Source organism: Clostridium sp. HMP27, from assembly GCF_000765165.1.
Taxonomy (GTDB): domain Bacteria; phylum Bacillota; class Clostridia; order Clostridiales; family Clostridiaceae; genus Clostridium_AK.
Window position 1 is genome coordinate 311,032 of the sequence record NZ_JMFY01000018.1, and the last position, 16,909, is coordinate 327,940.

A 16,909-nucleotide genomic window follows, 5' to 3' on the forward strand; every position below is an offset into this window, starting at 1 on the left:
TACTATTAAAGAAGCACTGAATAATTATTCTAAAAAATTCTTTACATAGTATCACTTCAGCATTATAATGAGTTTAAAGTAATATATTACTTACATAAAAAATAAATATAATTATAATTAACTAGGGGTGCCCTTTGGCTGAGAAGATTTTACTAATCTAACTCTATGAACCTGACGTAGTTAGTACTACCGTAGGGAAGTTATGTACGATTATTATTATAATTGATTTTTATAATATGATTTTGTAAGAAGCTTTGCCGTATGGTAAAGCTTCTTTTTAATTTATTTTTAAAATTTAATAATTGGACCTTTTCAAAAATACAAACAAACCCTGCTAGTTATTTTTTGAAGACGTCTAGCGCAAGGGGAGCTTATATTGATAAGCTGAGAAAGAGATGTTATCTCTGACCCTCATAACCTGATTTGGATAATTCCAACGTAGGGAGCATTTTTCAACTATACATTCGTATTCTTGTTGCAAGCCCTATATAGGCTTGCATTTTATTTTTGTCAAAAATAATTAAATAATAAAGGAGAGTTCAAATTATGTATACAACTCAAATGGATGCAGCTAAAAAAGGTATTATTACAAAAGAGATGGAAATAGTAGCGAAAAAGGAAAATATGCATATAGAAGTTTTAAAAAAGCTTATTGCAGAAGGGAAAGTTGCTATACCAGCTAATAAGAATCATAAATCCATAGATCCAGAAGGTATAGGAGAAGGCTTAAGAACAAAAATAAATGTAAATTTAGGTATATCAAAAGATTGCTGTGATATTGATGAAGAAATGAAAAAAGTACAGCTAGCTTTAGACATGAAGGCTGAGGCTATAATGGACTTAAGCTCCTTTGGAAAAACTGAAGAATTTAGACAAAGACTTGTTACTTCATCATCTGCTATGATAGGAACTGTCCCAATATATGATGCTGTGGGATTTTATGATAAAGAATTAAAGGATATTACTGCAAAGGAATTTTTAGATGTTGTAGAAAAGCACGCAAGAGATGGTGTAGATTTTGTAACTATTCATGCTGGTATAAATAGAGAGACTGCAAATGTGTTTAAAAGAAATAAAAGACTTACAAACATTGTTTCAAGAGGTGGTTCTCTTCTTTATGCCTGGATGGAACTTAATAACAAGGAAAATCCTTTTTATGAATATTACGATGAATTATTAGATATATGTGAAAAATACGATTTAACTTTAAGTCTTGGAGATGCCTGCAGACCTGGTTCTATCAATGATGCTACCGATGCCTGCCAAATAAAAGAATTAATGGTATTAGGCGAATTAACTTTAAGAGCTTGGGAAAGGAACGTTCAAGTTATCATAGAAGGTCCTGGGCACATGTCATTAAATGAAATTAAAGCAAATATGCTGCTTGAAAAGAAGCTTTGCCATGGTGCTCCATTTTACGTATTAGGCCCTATAGTTACAGATATAGCCCCTGGCTATGACCACATCACAAGTGCTATTGGAGGAGCATTAGCTGCTAGCTGTGGAGCTGATTTTCTATGCTATGTAACTCCGGCAGAGCATCTAAGATTACCTAATCTAGAGGATGTTAAAGAAGGTATCATTGCTTCAAAGATAGCTGCTCATGCTGGCGATATAGCCAAAAATATTCCTGGTGCTAGAAACTGGGATAACGAAATGAGTAAAGCAAGACAAGAACTTAATTGGGACAAAATGTTTGAGCTTTCTATTGACCCAGAAAAAGCTAGAAGATATAGAAAAGAATCTTCTCCTGAGCATGAGGACAGTTGTACTATGTGCGGAAAAATGTGTTCCATGAGAAATATGAATAAAATAATGCAGGGAAAAGATATCAATATTTTAAGAGAAGATAACTAGGAAGTGATGAAATGCAAATAAATGATGTTGATAAATACAAAGTATAAATGGTTTTTCTGCCATAGGCCATGTACGATACTCTGCCTTTGGTGAAAGTACTGTTATAAATGCTCAGAAAGCTGCGTTTTAGATATGATTGATGGCACTAGTGTTTATAACTCAAGATTCAAAGCTGGTGAGATCTTATTTAAAGAATGTCCTGTAGAAGCTGATATTGTAATAGGAGTGCCTGACTCTGGCACCCCTGCTGCTTTAGGATATTCTAAAGTCTCATCCATACCTTATACTTTAGGCTTTATTAAAAAGAATTTTATATGACGAAGCTTTATCGAAGTAAATAGTTTAGGATATATAGGCATAGATGGTTTTTTAAGCACTTTAGATCATAAAAAAAGTGCATGTTTAAAGTGCTTTATGTAATATATATTGTGGGTGTTGATTTATGAGACTTCATAGACTTTTGGGGATTATTTTGATATATCGCAATTAAGTAATTTTTATTATATTTGATGCATCTTAAAAGGTTGAAAAGCTATCTTATGTAATAATAGTTTTTCAACCCTTTTGAAAATCACTAGTTATTTAATTAATTCATTCATTGCAATAGCTATATTTTTTAATTCTTCAGCACTAGTAGCTATTTCTTCACTTGTAGCTGCACTTTCACTTACTGAATCACTTACTGTACTAAACATATTTATAGTATTTTGTGTTTTTCCAACTATATCAGAGTTGAGAACCACTACATTTTCTGTTTCATTAAGTAAGTTAGTTGTTAATTTATTAATTTCATCTATATTTTCTCCAGACAACTTTAAATCTTCAATCATACTAATTACATTAGAAACCGTTTCATTAAGAAATTTATTTCCTACACCTATTTTGTCATTATTATCTTCCATTAGTCCTTGTACTTGATTAGTCTTTTCTTTAAATTCATTGACAATAGTACTTATATCACTTAATGACTTTTGACTATTATCTGCAAGTCTTCTAACTTCATCTGCAACAACAGCAAATCCCCTACCTGCTTCCCCTGCCCTTGCAGCCTCAATACTAGCATTTAATGCTAGTAGGTTTGTTTGCTCTGAAATGCTACCTATAACAGATAATATCTCATCCATTTGTCCTGATCTTTCTTCTAAAACTCTTATAGCATTATAAGTTGCTTCTATACTCTTTATTATGCCTTCCATAATAAAGAGTACACTTCTTAAAGATTCCTCATTATCATTAGAAACTCTAACCAAGTCTATAGAAACCTCTTTAGTCTCCTTAGCTTTCAAAGATACCATTTTATTTATATCTAATAATATTTCTAGACTATCCTTGCTTTTATATGACTTATCTAACATTTCTTTTGAATCTACACTTATTTCATGACTAGTGTTAGCAATTTCTTGAATCGAATTAGTTTCTTCTTCAAGCATAGTTGATAACAAATCACTTGATTTTAATAACCTATTTGAAAATTCAGCTATCTTAATAAATAAACCCGAAATCCTATCATTTTTTTCTTTAAGCATATCCTCATTAGCTTCTACATCTTTAAGTAACATGGAAGCAAAAAGTGTAAAAATATAAATTCCAGCAGAAATAAGTGTTATAACTATACTTCTTACTATTAGCTCTCTTATAATTACCTGATCATCTGGCAAAATTGAAGGATTAAATTTAAATATTATAAATTGACATATTAAACCTATGATTATAGACAATATGTTCATTTTATTATCTAAAAATAATGCTCCTATTATTATAAAGTAAAAAACACTTACCCATAATTCCTTTGACGGTATCATTAAAGTAATATAAAGATAATTAACATATGATATTACTAATATAATTGGCTTAAACATATTTAACTGATTCATCCAATTATCATTAGCTTTTAATATTGATTTATAAACGACTCTAAACATTACCACTTCTAATAGCACTAGTACTGTAAATATTACAATATAGCCCCATTTCACTTCTTTATATAAGCCTAAGAGCTTCATACCTGCAAATGTTATACCTGCTAACAAGGCACTTATAGAATAGAGAATTAAAACAAATCTTAAAGTTTTCTTTTGATAATTGCTCACAATCCCATCATTATTAGCCATAAATTATCCTCCGTTTAATTACATATTTTTGTACAATAAGTTTCTTAATATTTAATAATAATTTTGCTAGCATTTATATAATAATGCAGTCATTATATATCCACCAGCTACCGAACAAAATACTAGTATATCGTCTTTATTAAACTTCTCTTTTCTTACTCTGTCATCTAAAGCCATGATAGGGCTTGTACACCCAGTATACCCATATTTATCGCCGACAAATGTTGCCTTATTTAAAGAAGCTTCTAACTTGTTTAATGTTAATTCTATATCAGATTTAGAAAACTGGGACATGAAATAATGTGAAACGTCCTTTGGTTTGTATTTATTTTCTTTTAATAACTCAGTAATTAATTCTGTCCATTTGTCTGAAAGAAATCCAAAATCAAATGGGTTCCATGCCATTTTTTTATCATGTGCTTTAATAGCACTTGGTACATTAGATAAACCACATGCAGGAAATCTAATGGTTTCATTATATGTATCATCTGTAAATACTCTGGAGCCTAATAACCCTCTTTCTTGATTTTCTTCCTTTACCTCTAATACAACAGCCGCTGCACCATCTGCAAGACATGAATAAACAACCATATCATCTTCACGAGCAAAAGGACTTATAAGCATTGAGCCAACAACTAAAATTCTTTTATATTTTTTATCAGTTTTTAAATACTTTGACGCGATATCTATACCAGTAAGCATACCTACACAGTCATTATTTACGTCAAATACATTAGTAACATTTTCTGCTTGTAACTTATTTTTTAATATTAATGCACAACATGGAGTTAAATATTCTGGCGTATCAGAAACTGCTATTATGGCATCAATATCCGATGACGTTAAACCAGCATTTGAAAGAGCATTTTTAGCAGCCTCTACTCCCATGCTTATACTTGTTTCATTTTTACTAGCTAAAGTTCTTGAACTTCTTCCAAGCTTTTTCATGAGTCCGGCTACATGCTTTTCTGACCCATATCGTTTAAAATGGTTAATGTAGTATTCATTCTTGACTAGCCTCTTGGGGTGATAACTCCCTATTCCTCTTATATAAACATTTTTAAACATAATTATGGCCTCCCTGATTTTATGATATTTAAAAACAAAAAATGCTAAAGAAGCCTTTGCTACAAGGGCACCTTTAGCACTTTATTATAAACTTTATTCATAAAACACTGTTCTATTAAAATACTTTGGCAACCTGGCAATCATCGGATTGATAATTCATCCATTAGACCCATAGCTTTGCGTCCCTACTTTTCAATAGGTTTGCTATTTTCAATATTTATTTGGATTTCACTAACATATTTTACATGAATTTAATGCACAAGTATATAATCGGCATTATTTACTACTTCTTTAGTATATTTTATTGATTGTACTATTATTATACAACTTCTATACATATCTAATGCCTAACAAAACTTATTAAAATATAATAAAAAACTCATCAGTATCTGTTGAATGGTAGTTTTTCAAGTTTATTTATATTAGAGATTGGAAGATATTAGTGCATACGTATCGTTAGAAATAAATTCAGAATTAATGAGCATTCCATTTTCATATGTTTTTCTTATGACTTTCACTTTATAGACACTATCATTCCTATTCACATCGTTTTCAATTACATATACTTTCTTACTTAAATCAGAATTTGAAAAAATATTAATATATAAATTTCCATTCTCAGTATGTCCCTCTATATATATTGGATAGTTAAGCGTATTTACAAACTTAAAATCTATGTTTTGCCAATCAACTGTAGCATCAAGTCCAAGCTCTACATAAGAAGATGGTAATGAATGATTTATTCTCTCTATATTTTGTATTCCTGCTTTTAAGATTGCATTATATAGGGTAGATGACACCTGACAAATACCTCCACCTATCCCTGATTCAATTTTATTATCAATTATAACTGGGGCTTCCATATATCCTCGCTCTTTCGTTCTCTCTCCTACTACATCATTAAAACTAAAAGTCTCACCTGGCATTAAAATTGTACCATTTATAGCATTAATACAAACCTTAATATTATTAACTCTCATAAAAGATGACGATTTAAAACTTGTACTAAACGACGATATGCACGTATTAATACCAGAAAGTTCAGACTTTTTAATTTCAGCTTCTACCTCTTTAACAGGCGCCTTTATATAAATATCACCGCTTGTTCCTGATTCTATCATACTCTTAATATACTCATAAAGTTTTTCTTTTTCAACTATGGCACCTTTTATATCATCTTGTATTTGTATTTTACTTTCAGTATTCATTTTTATTATTGCATTTATAGGATTTTTATTGATTTCTTTTTCAATTTTACTTATGAATGCCCTAATTACTCCGTCATCACAAGTAAAATCTAAATTATATGCCTTATTACTACCAAGATTTATAAGTTCATGCTGTTTAATTATATTTAAATCCTTTCCAAAGCTAAATGCTTTATCAATGGCACTATCAATACTGTAACTTTTAATTAATTGAAGCTTGTTTATAGAGTAAGTTTTACCATCAATTGTTACATATAGTTTCTTGTTATATATATTATCTATGTATTGAGTATTAATTATATTTCTTGCTTCTTCCTTAGTTTTACCCCCCAGATCAATATCAGCTATTTTTATATCACTATAAATCAACTGACTCCATCTCTCATTTTCCATATTTAATCCCCATACAAAACCAATTATTAAACCTAAAAAACTTGAGATAAACTGGAATACTAAAATCTTAAAACCTAAAGTAACACGATATTTTCCCTTCATCATTCCCTCATATTTCATCCTAAAATTAAAAATATATTACAAATCTATTTTGAAAAAAAGTTTATAATTTCGCCTATTTTTTGGGATTCGTATTTAATTTCATATATTTGCTCTTCTAACATATTTTCATTAATTTTTATTTGTTCTTGATAATCATTAATTAAACTTGATAGCTTGGCTATCTCTTCTTTATATTTAGTAATATTATTGTTAGTTTGCTTGCAATAGCCGTCTATTACCTCATCCAATAAATTCAATCTTTGATCTCCATCAGAAAGAAGTTTGTTTAAATCCATCTTGGAAGCATCAATAATATTTATAACCGACTGCTTCACTATATCTTTGGGCAGATTTTGTGGTAAAGCATTGATTAAACTTTGCAGCATGAAAACTGTATTAATACTGCTATTTTCGAGTCCATTTAAGGAATATATCTCATCTATCGTCATTTTCTTTTTATATCTATTATTATCAACTATGGAAGACTTATCCTCAATAACTGGCTCGACAATTTTAACTTCTTCTTTGTAATCATTAGCTTCAACATTTACAACGTCATCCCCATTGTTTACCACTCCATCAAGTTTAATATTATTTTTTAACTCTGAATCAGTATATTCTGACTTTTCTTTACTAACTTTTTCTACTAAATTATACTTTTCTAAAACAGACATTATTTTTGACATGGTATACACTCCTCAATATTAAAACTTTATTATAACTATATAATTCGCCAGATAACCATTTTCCCTATTATTATGCCTAATGCAAACATGATTGAACAAAAGAAGATATACTGAAACTTATCTGTAAATCCATATTGTGTTTTAAACAATTTGTTTTGAAAAAATTTGAATATACTTCTACAAAAAAGCAATGAAATTAAAGAAAATACAATTCCAATTAAAAAAAATTTTATTATCACCTATAATCACATCCATATTATATATATCGAAGTCAGTCTAGTGATTTTTAATAGTTTTTAATTATTTTATTAATTTAATTATATATCATATAATAAAACATTATTTTGATTACATGCTAAAAAAGCTTAAACACCATTCAGTTGGCAGTTTAAGCTTTTTAGTTAACTTCTACTTATTTTAGAGAACTCACGACTTATAATTTTACTTACTTGATACCTTAAACAATAAAATTGGTATAATGATTATTCCTAGTATGTAGGCGCTTATCATTTCCATTATGGAAGTGAAATACATTATATTACCAACAGGATGCATATCCCCATATCCTACAGTAAAAAAAGTAGTTGCACTAAACCATAGACAATCCGAGAAGGGTTTAGCTACCCTATAATAGTATTTAATGGGGTCTTTAAGAAAATTCCCATCAAATATACCATTAAGCTGACTGGAAGGAAAGTTGTGTATAATAAAGTATACAACGGCATTTGCCACAATTATAAGTAGTACAATTGAAATAAACGTTACTGATGTCTTCATTATTGTAAGTTGCACATTATTTTTATACTGTATTGACATATGATTATTAATTGATAATATTAGTATTACTATAACCATGTATATCATTATCATATATGCAATAGGAGCGTCTTCTATTAAAACAATATTAGTAAATATTATATACTTCTGCATAAAAAATTTTATAGGATAATAATATACAATCCTAAATAGTATATAAGAGGAAATAGCTATATTTATTAAATTAAGTGCAAAAATACTCACCAATTCATTAGAGCCTATCTTCTTCCTTTTATTATAATATCTATACGATATTATCAATGTAGCTGCAAGACTTACATAAAATAAGGCATAACTTCTAAGTAAAAGTATTAATACAGAGCAAAATAAATTTACAACTACACCACTTATAATATTTACATCAATTAAATACGCTAAACAAAAACATAATAAAGAAATAGCCACAATTATCAAATTATAAGCAATGATATTTATGATGTTACCTCCTTAAAACTACTATTTTATATAATATATAGTTTTAAAGCCTTTCCTATTACTAAAAACTTTCCTAGTGAAATATTCCTGAAAATCCTGATACCCATCCCCCTACAATTGTTGAAGCTGAACGTGACATTCCAGAAATTATAGCCAAACATTGAAATAATCCTATTCTCAATGCTTGCTTTGGAGTGATATTTAATTTCTCTATCTTCGCCCTATTATTTCTAAAATAATACTATGAATTTGAAGAGCTAGTTGCAGCAGCATTTGTGGCTATAATTGCAGCTACTGTTGCTTGTTGCTGAGCAATAATAATAGCACTAATAGTATTTCCTAAGGCTATTTGTAGAACTCCCTTTTTAATTTCATCTACATAAAAATCGGAAACCAATGTAGTTGCTAGCATGATTTTCATTGATTTATTAATGCTCCAAAAACTGTATCCTTCCTTTTCAGATATATAATCAAAAACTTCTTTTATCTCGCCGACTATCTTATCCACATCATCAGTTACAAGCGCTAAAAGCCCTAAGGTGGCTAAACCATTGTATTCAATCTTACATTTCGCTTCTTTTAGTTTATTGTATAAATTTACTGCCTTATTACATTTTTCTTCTATAATTTCTTCTCCAATGGCTAAAACATGGGATAAAGTTTGAAGATTATTTCCTTTATAAAAACCCTCATTATTTAAATACTTGTAGCACTCTTCAATCTTTCTTGATGTTTCTTCCACTTGTAAATTCGTTAAAGCTAAAACTGCAGCAAAAACATAATCATCTGCTGATGTTAAGAAGAAGTGATTTTTCTTCATATTATCGAAGAATTCTCTTGTCCTTCTAATTTTATAATCCCATTCATACATTGAAGTTTCTTTTACTATTGTATAAGCAGCTAAAGGAAGCTGTACACTTCTTTTAAATTTTTCCTCTTTCATTTTTTCATAAAGCTCAGTCATGGATTTAAAAAAGCTCTTATAATCCTCTTCAAAATATAAAAGATTTACTAATAAAAATTCATTTGTTCCTCTAAAGTATGAAGTCCAACTTGTTTCATCTTTAATATATTTCTTTATTTCTTGAAGTTTTTCTATATTAACTTTCTCATTTTTAGTTGCATGAATCATAGCACCAAAATGTTTCAACAAGTTGTTTTCCCATTTAAATGAGGTTTTTAATTCATGATAGTTCTCTGCCATTAAATCTACCTTTTGTTTTAAATATATATCCATAATTTATCCTCCCAGTTAACTTTCTATCACTTATGTATAAGTATATTATATATAATAAATTTATCATATATAATTTCAATTAATTAAATATAACCTTAAGTTTTCTTTAGTATAATCTATCTATAAAGAGTAAAAAGCTGTAAATGAGCCTAAGCTCACTTACAGCCAAGAATTAACTATTACTTTGTGTTGAATACATTTCCGATGCTGTATAAAGATAATATGAAAGACCAATTTGCTGACTTTCTAACATATTTCTATGAAAATCATCCTGTAAAAAGAACTTTGAAACATTCACAAATGATTTTTCATCCATAGTCGCACCATGATTATTTAAAAATGTTATATGCTGTTTAATTTTATCTTGTAGTTTCTCATCATCTGCTCTCCATCCGCTTTTCAGCGCATTGGCAACATAATTCATAAATTCCTGTGCTTCTAAAGCTTGCTCATTTAGTTGTTCCACTTGAATATCTTCAGATTTTAACATGTCATACTCATATTTATCTTTAAGATACTCATTTTGTTCTGTAAGCACCTTACCCCATTCTTCTTTGTTGAGACCTTGAAACATTGCTGATTTATCCATATTTTCTCCTTTCTTAGTAAGACGAATCGATTCTTCAATGGTATTTAATACACAATCCATTCTCTGCTTACGCGCAATAAGCAGTTTTTGTTGCTCAATCAAACACTCAATTCTACTCGGTTCATCTTCAAGAGCTTTTTTTATATCTCTGAGAGAAAAATCAAGTTCACGATAAAACAATATTTGTTGTAATCTTTGCAGCTCTTCCACTCCATAAATACGATAGCCGGCTTCTGTCATCTTGCATGGTTCTAATAATCCTATTTTGTGATAGTGATGGAGTGTTTTTACTGTTACTCCTGTTAACTCTGCAATTTCTTTAACCGTGTATTCCATGATTTCTCACCTCGAATATAATGTTAAGCTCTTACCTAAGGTAAGAGTCAAGGGTTTATCTTTAATTTATTTTATTATATAACTTTAGATTCTCCTCTTGTTCTTCAAACCATATCAGTAGAAGTTCTTTTAAATCATCTAACTTTTGCTTTTCTGTAGCACCTTCTTGCACCTTAAGCTTTTCCACAATTTTAAATGTAAAACTGTCTTCTCCATAAATTTTCCAGTCCTCTTGTAAGTTTTTCACCTTAAATCTTCCCATATTTAACTGAAATTTAATTCCTTCAAAGGGCTTATATAAGTTCTTACATATATCTACATAAGAATATCCTGTAGCTTTATTGTGTATTTCAATTATACCCATTTCTATCTCTTGCTGCTTATACTCATTAATAAGTTCTTTTTTCCCCATCTTATCCATTACATTTCCCTCACAATTCTTATAATATTTACTTCCATCTTTAGTTCTCTTTAGATAACCATAATCCACTAAATAACGGCGTATAATTGCATCGTCTTCATAAATAGGTTTAATAATCTTTTTTACTTCCATTTCCGTATAATCTTTGTTTGGCTCAAATAAATCAGCAAACCTAGGTAATAAAGCTTTTCTTTTCCCTTCTCTAACAGGAAAGCTTCTAAGCTTAGGCTGTGTTGCTGCTGGCATTTTTTCATCAGCCAATTCCATGATTGCCAAAAAAGCTCTTGCTTGCCTTGCCCTTTCTCTTAAAGCAAATCTCATGTTTCTTACCGTTGATTCTGCACAAGAAAGCTTTGCAGCAATTTCTTTATCACTATATCTATTTGATGCCATTTCCAAAAATTCTTTTTGGATTTCAGTAAGTCCAGTGTACTTTTTATCTAACAAAAGTAGTCTTTCAATGGGATTACCATGTTCTACAATGTGAGAATTTACATCATTATCATCGTTACCTATGTTCGCCCCACATGTTACGCAAATAAATTCTGCTTTCTTGCTGTTCCAAACATATCCTCTTTTAAAATCATCTATAGTTGCATTACGAATTAATTCATTCACTTTTTCCTCTCCTGTCTATTGTTTTCATAGACATGTTAACATTATTATTTATTATTGTCAATTACACTAAAAAAGCGATTGGTTTTAACCAATCGCTTTTTTCAACTTGCCACTTGCCACGTGAGTGGCACTACACTACAAAAGTTTTAAAAGTTTATTATCTTTAATTTCTTCCGCTTTCCATTCTATTACTGCAAAGTTGCCCTTTGAAATTTTATTAACTTTATTAATCCAAACAATCTCATTGCTAGCTTTAGCCTTAAGAATATTATTTGTAGTATTTGCAGCATATAAACTTGAATTTATTATCCACCATTTACTTTTTATACCTGCACGTTTTAGATCTTCCTCAAGCCTCATAGCTTCATAAACAGGTGTCGCTTCAGCTAAGGTTACAATTATTACTTCTGTTTCATCTGCATTTTTAAGTTTAGGTAAAAGCTTTCTAACTGATTCTGGTACATCTCCTTGCGAACGCTGTATTTCTCTATTATAGCTTTCTGTTGAATCTAGTAGTAATAATGTGTGCCCTGTTGGTGCTGTATCTATAACAACTACTTCATTTTCCGATTTCTCAACAATTTGAGCAAATGCTCTAAATACAGCAATTTCTTGAGTACAAGGACTTCTTAAGTCTTCTTCTACATATTCAATATCTTCTTCACTCATTGTTTCTCTAGCTTTGCTTAAAACTTCTTCTCTATATTTTTCTAATTCTATTTTTTCATCTATGCTACTAATTGTAATACCATAGCTTTCATGTAAAACAAACTTCAAATGTGCCGCTGGATCTGTAGTAGTTAAATGAACTTTCTTGCCTTTCTTAGCTAAACTTAATGCAATTGTTGCAGCAATGGTAGTCTTGCCTACCCCACCTTTGCCCATTGTAAAAATAACCTTCTTGTTAGAATTATATAAATCCTCTACAATAGAATTTAACTTTGGGATTTCATTAACTTGTAGTTTTTCATTACTGTACTTAATATTATCTTCTTTCAAAAATGCTCTTATATTTTCAAGTCCTGTTACATTGTATGGCCTTAGTGGAATTTCAAATGCAACTAATTTTTTTAGATGCTCTGGTATATCCTCAAGCGCCATTTGCTGCTTGTTAAAAATATCTTTTGATAAATTATCATCAGCATTTTTAAGGATACCATTTATAACGAGAATTTGATTGTTAACCCCTATATCTTGTAATTCTTTTGATGCTCTTTCAGCTTCTTTTAATGGGGCTGTTTCTGGCCTTGAAATAAGTATGAGTGTTGTTGCACTTTCATCTGCTAATGTTTTGACTGCACTCTTATAAACTTCTTTTTTACTCTCAAGTCCTGCTAACTGACCTAAACAGGATGCACCATGGGTGCTTTCACTAATAAAGTTACTCCATGCTGATGGTAACTGTAACATTCTAAGTGTATGACCTGTAGGTGCTGTATCAAATATAATATGGTCAAATTTATCCTTAACTTTTTCATCTGTAATAAAATTGGAAAATTCATTAAACGCAGCTATTTCAACAGTACATGAGCCTGAGAGCTGTTCTTCCATATTTTTAATTACTACCTCAGGAAGTTTCCCTCTATATGGACCTACCACGCTTTCTTTATATTCTCTTGCAGCTGCCTCGGGCTCAAAGTTTGCCACTATAAGGTTTGGAACTTCTTTTATCTGAACACCTTTATTGTTTAATTTTGTGTCGAAAACATCGTGTAAATTTGAAGCTGGATCCGTACTTACAAGCATTATTCTTTTCCCTTGATCTGCTAGCATAATAGCAGTTGCACAAGCTGTTGATGTCTTTCCAACTCCACCTTTTCCAGTAAAGAACAAATACTTAGTCAATTTTATATTATTAGGATTGAAACTTTCTAGCATTTCTCCACGCTCCTTCTTTATTAGCAGCATCCATCCTCACAATTACAACTTTTAGGTTTCATCTTTTTTATTGAAACTTTAAGGTAATCCTCTGGAATATCCAACATTCTACAAAACTCTTCATTAGTTGGGTATGATTTAGTTTTAATAACTTCCCCATCAACAAGCGTCACTGGTAGTACATCTACTCCTTCACTATTTAGCAAATCATTGATAAGCTTATTATCTACAAAGGCTTGTGGGTTATTTGTTAAATTATATCTTTCAACAATAACTCCATTGCTCTTTAAATTATTTAATACAGTTGAAACTCTAAGAAGCTGTGGATCAATAACAGGTCCACACACTCCAGTAGAACAGCACATAGCCGGATCAAAAATAATCATCTTCTTCATAATATACATCTCCTCATCTTTCTTTACATTGACATTTTGATTTATCTTTGCAAATACAATCTTCTGTATCTGTTACAAGATTCATAAGAAATAACATTAACTTACTACAGTTAGAACTATCTAAAGAATAATAACTCCATAATCCTTCTTTTCTACACTGAACAATGCCACAATCAATTAAAACCTTCATATGGTGAGAAAGCGTAGGTTGAGTAAAATTAAAATTCTCTAATATATCACAAGCACATTTTTCTCCACAGGATAATATATCAATTATTCTAAGTCTGCTGGAGTCTGAAAGCGCCTTGAATATTTTTGCATTATCATCATAATTTAAATTCACCTAACCACTCCTTATATAGATATGTATCTATATATAATATAGAACACTATCTATGTATAGTCAATATTTCTTATATAATTTAACATAACATTAACTATTACATCTATTATTCTCTATGTACACCTAATATATGCAGCCACCATTTATTTGCCTTTGTATTATCTAAAAAAATAAAAAGGCGATTGTTTCTAACCAATCACCTCTTTCGGCGTAGATATACTATTTTAAGAGTATAGATTTTTTATTCAATCACATAAGTTTTTACCCTCGGACTACCGACACAATGCCACCTTATATTTTATACTAATTAGTTATTTGGAGTATTTATGTATTAACTGTAATCCATTGTATAAATCTTCTGCACCTATTTGCCCAGGAGCTGATGCCCTTTTAGCTGCACCAAATGTCAATGCAGAGCCAAATACTTCTCCTGCTAAACGGCTTATAATACCCATTCCTGACATAGACATTGTAATTATAGGTCTATCTGCATATTTTTCTGACATAATTAACGTAGCCTCTAATAATTCTAAAACATCTAGTTTTGATTTTGGCATTACTGCAATTTTAGGAATATCTGCGCCTAAGTCTTGCATTTTTCTTAAGCGGTAAATTATATCATCTTTGGATGGTGTTTTGCCAAAATCATGATTTGAAGCAATAACCTTTACTCCTGACTTATGTGAGCTTTTAATAATATCTTTTACAATCTCATCTCCTGTAAATGCTTCAACATCTACCATATCCACTAGTCCTGTTGCTGCTACTGCTTTATTTAACTCAGCATATGTTTTAAAATCAATTGCCTTCTCTCCACCTTCTTTAGATGTGCGGAAAGTAAATAATAAAGGAATATTATTTAAAGCTAGTACTAAATCCTTTAAAACATCTTTTACCTTTTCTATATCAAAAACATCATTGAACCAATCCACACGCCATTCTACAACATCTACATGTATATTTTTAAAGCTTACTGCTTCTTCTATTATTTCTTCTTTAGTTTTTGCTGCTATAGGCACACAAATTTTTGGTATACCATCACCTAATACTATATTTTTTATCTTTACTGTATTCATAATTTACCTCCTTAATTCTGAAAATACATTATTATATATAATTATATACAATATACAGTACCGACAGTTAATTAAATTTGTTTCAAAATTTTATTTCTTCTACTGAATAACCCATTACAAATACAAAGACTGCTGAAGAACATCCAGCAGTCTCTATGTTTAATTTATTCTACCTCTAATTCATCAAGGTCAATTCCATTTAAAATTTCCTTAAGCTCTTTTAGTTCTTCTTTATTTAATGTGATTCCCTTTCCCATTTTTTCGTGATTTTCATCCCACTCACGAATATCCACTTTTGGCTTTTTCTTATTCCAAGTCATCACATTAACTTCTCTTTTCCAACCTTTTGCACTTTCTGATATGACTCCTAAATTTTGTTTAATATCAAATTTAAAATCTGCCATTATTAACACTCCTCTTAAGTTATTATTTGCTGAACTCTTCCAACTATACCATCTTGAAGCATAACCTTAATTCCATGATGATGATTTGGTGAATTAGTAAGTATTTTTTTAACTATTCCTTCAGTTAGTTTTCCTGTGCGTTGATCTTGCTTTTGCACAACCAAGACCTTTAATCCTATTTTTATATTTGCTCTATTAGTTCCATCCATAATTTTATTCCCTCATATTCTTTGTAGTCTTTTCTTATTTATACCGCTATTCATTATAACATAGTTATCATATAATTGTATCTCTAGGGTGTAATTTCCTCCAAATAATAAAGCCCTTGAAACCTCAAGGACTTAACTTTTTGTATTCTATCTCTTATTTATACACTGAACAATAGGTTCAATAGCCTTTTTATCTGTCCAATCAACCGGGTTATCATAACATTCTAATAATCCTTTAACATCCTCAGTAATTTCGTCTTCCTTCATTCTTTTTAACTTCATTTTAAGTGCATTCATCATAATTTTATCAACAAAATCCAATTTTTCATAATTAAAAGCACCTCTTAAATAAAAGAAATTTATCTTTTCTCTTATCTCTTCTTTAAAGTTGGCATAGAAAACCTTATTAATATCATTTGCCCTTTCAGGTGTACATCCTACTGCAAATACTATGATCTTCTTTTCCATAAGTTTTTTGATGTTATCAGTAATTATCTTCACTCCACTAATGCCAACCGCATGTAAAGAACCGCCAAAAACTATGGTGTCATGTTTGTTTAAGTCATCAGCTTTTACTTTAGAGCTTTCAAGTAAATCTGCATTTACCACGCTGGCTATCCACTCTGCATAACGTTTTGTGCTTCCATACTTGGATTTATAAATTACAAGGACTTTTTTAGTTTGTTCTGACATAATTTATTCCCCCACATTTAATATATAATATATT

16 protein-coding genes, 2 pseudogenes and 3 riboswitches are annotated in these 16,909 nt (G+C 30.1%); of the genes and pseudogenes, 2 read left to right on the forward strand and 16 right to left on the reverse strand.

The annotated features are described in order from the left end of the window. Nucleotides 1-113 precede the first annotated feature (113 nt). Nucleotides 114-215: riboswitch (TPP riboswitch) on the forward strand. A gap of 138 nt (nt 216-353) precedes the next feature. Next, a riboswitch (TPP riboswitch) is annotated at nt 354-459 on the forward strand. Between the two features lie 84 nt (nt 460-543). Both thiC and DP68_RS10660 read left to right on the forward strand, forming a co-directional pair. Continuing rightward, the gene (gene thiC, locus DP68_RS10655) at nt 544-1,857 is read left to right on the forward strand and encodes a phosphomethylpyrimidine synthase ThiC (RefSeq protein ID WP_035309266.1); all 1,314 of its coding nucleotides are present in this window, start codon (nt 544-546) and stop codon (nt 1,855-1,857) included. Between the two features lie 135 nt (nt 1,858-1,992). After that, nucleotides 1,993-2,172 (forward strand): annotated as a pseudogene (locus tag DP68_RS10660) (amidophosphoribosyltransferase); the annotation flags it as partial. A 263-nt stretch (nt 2,173-2,435) separates the two neighbouring features. On the opposite strand, the gene DP68_RS10665 reads toward DP68_RS10660, so the two are convergent. From DP68_RS10665 to DP68_RS10735, 16 genes and pseudogenes are all read right to left on the reverse strand, one after another. Continuing rightward, nucleotides 2,436-3,968 (reverse strand): methyl-accepting chemotaxis protein, encoded by a 1,533-nt coding sequence (locus DP68_RS10665; RefSeq protein WP_035309270.1) that lies wholly within the window; start codon nt 3,966-3,968, stop codon nt 2,436-2,438. A 66-nt stretch (nt 3,969-4,034) separates the two neighbouring features. After that, a complete protein-coding gene (locus DP68_RS10670) occupies nt 4,035-5,036 on the reverse strand; it encodes a ketoacyl-ACP synthase III (RefSeq protein ID WP_035309271.1) in 1,002 nt (333 codons plus the stop codon). A gap of 124 nt (nt 5,037-5,160) precedes the next feature. Next, a riboswitch (cyclic di-GMP riboswitch) is annotated at nt 5,161-5,252 on the reverse strand. Nucleotides 5,253-5,458: 206 nt separating this feature from the next. Continuing rightward, nucleotides 5,459-6,742 (reverse strand): VanW family protein, encoded by a 1,284-nt coding sequence (locus DP68_RS10675; protein WP_291548587.1) that lies wholly within the window; start codon nt 6,740-6,742, stop codon nt 5,459-5,461. 41 nt (nt 6,743-6,783) lie between these two features. Then, complete coding sequence (locus tag DP68_RS10680; RefSeq protein ID WP_035309273.1) at nt 6,784-7,425, reverse strand: hypothetical protein; 642 nt, start codon at nt 7,423-7,425, stop codon at nt 6,784-6,786. A 441-nt stretch (nt 7,426-7,866) separates the two neighbouring features. After that, the gene (locus DP68_RS18950; protein WP_291548592.1) at nt 7,867-8,646 is read right to left on the reverse strand and encodes an ion channel; all 780 of its coding nucleotides are present in this window, start codon (nt 8,644-8,646) and stop codon (nt 7,867-7,869) included. A 118-nt stretch (nt 8,647-8,764) separates the two neighbouring features. Beyond that, nucleotides 8,765-8,911, reverse strand: a pseudogene (locus tag DP68_RS19240) (undecaprenyl-diphosphate phosphatase); the annotation flags it as partial. Between the two features lie 6 nt (nt 8,912-8,917). Next, on the reverse strand, nt 8,918-9,913 hold the full coding sequence (locus DP68_RS10690; RefSeq protein ID WP_035309275.1) for a DUF4003 family protein: 996 nt from the start codon (nt 9,911-9,913) through the stop codon (nt 8,918-8,920). 172 nt (nt 9,914-10,085) lie between these two features. Beyond that, a complete protein-coding gene (locus DP68_RS10695) occupies nt 10,086-10,838 on the reverse strand; it encodes a MerR family transcriptional regulator (RefSeq protein WP_035309278.1) in 753 nt (250 codons plus the stop codon). A 61-nt stretch (nt 10,839-10,899) separates the two neighbouring features. Next, on the reverse strand, nt 10,900-11,877 hold the full coding sequence (locus tag DP68_RS19245; protein ID WP_081957178.1) for a DUF2087 domain-containing protein: 978 nt from the start codon (nt 11,875-11,877) through the stop codon (nt 10,900-10,902). A 135-nt stretch (nt 11,878-12,012) separates the two neighbouring features. Further along, on the reverse strand, nt 12,013-13,755 hold the full coding sequence (gene arsA / locus DP68_RS10705) for an arsenical pump-driving ATPase (RefSeq protein ID WP_035309402.1): 1,743 nt from the start codon (nt 13,753-13,755) through the stop codon (nt 12,013-12,015). Between the two features lie 20 nt (nt 13,756-13,775). Then, nucleotides 13,776-14,150: an arsenite efflux transporter metallochaperone ArsD gene (gene arsD, locus DP68_RS10710; RefSeq protein ID WP_035309280.1), complete on the reverse strand. Its 375-nt coding sequence runs from the start codon at nt 14,148-14,150 to the stop codon at nt 13,776-13,778. A gap of 13 nt (nt 14,151-14,163) precedes the next feature. Beyond that, nucleotides 14,164-14,493 (reverse strand): metalloregulator ArsR/SmtB family transcription factor, encoded by a 330-nt coding sequence (locus DP68_RS10715; RefSeq protein WP_035309282.1) that lies wholly within the window; start codon nt 14,491-14,493, stop codon nt 14,164-14,166. Nucleotides 14,494-14,804: 311 nt separating this feature from the next. Beyond that, entirely contained in the window at nt 14,805-15,572 is a 768-nt protein-coding gene (gene aroD, locus DP68_RS10720) for a type I 3-dehydroquinate dehydratase (protein WP_363330953.1), read from the reverse strand. Between the two features lie 161 nt (nt 15,573-15,733). Continuing rightward, nucleotides 15,734-15,973, reverse strand: coding sequence for a PC4/YdbC family ssDNA-binding protein (locus DP68_RS10725; protein ID WP_035309287.1), 240 nt, complete (start codon nt 15,971-15,973; stop codon nt 15,734-15,736). Nucleotides 15,974-15,987: 14 nt separating this feature from the next. After that, complete coding sequence (locus DP68_RS10730; RefSeq protein ID WP_035309288.1) at nt 15,988-16,182, reverse strand: YwbE family protein; 195 nt, start codon at nt 16,180-16,182, stop codon at nt 15,988-15,990. A 147-nt stretch (nt 16,183-16,329) separates the two neighbouring features. Further along, nucleotides 16,330-16,875: a flavodoxin domain-containing protein gene (locus tag DP68_RS10735; RefSeq protein WP_035309289.1), complete on the reverse strand. Its 546-nt coding sequence runs from the start codon at nt 16,873-16,875 to the stop codon at nt 16,330-16,332. Between the last annotated feature and the right edge of the window lie 34 nt (nt 16,876-16,909).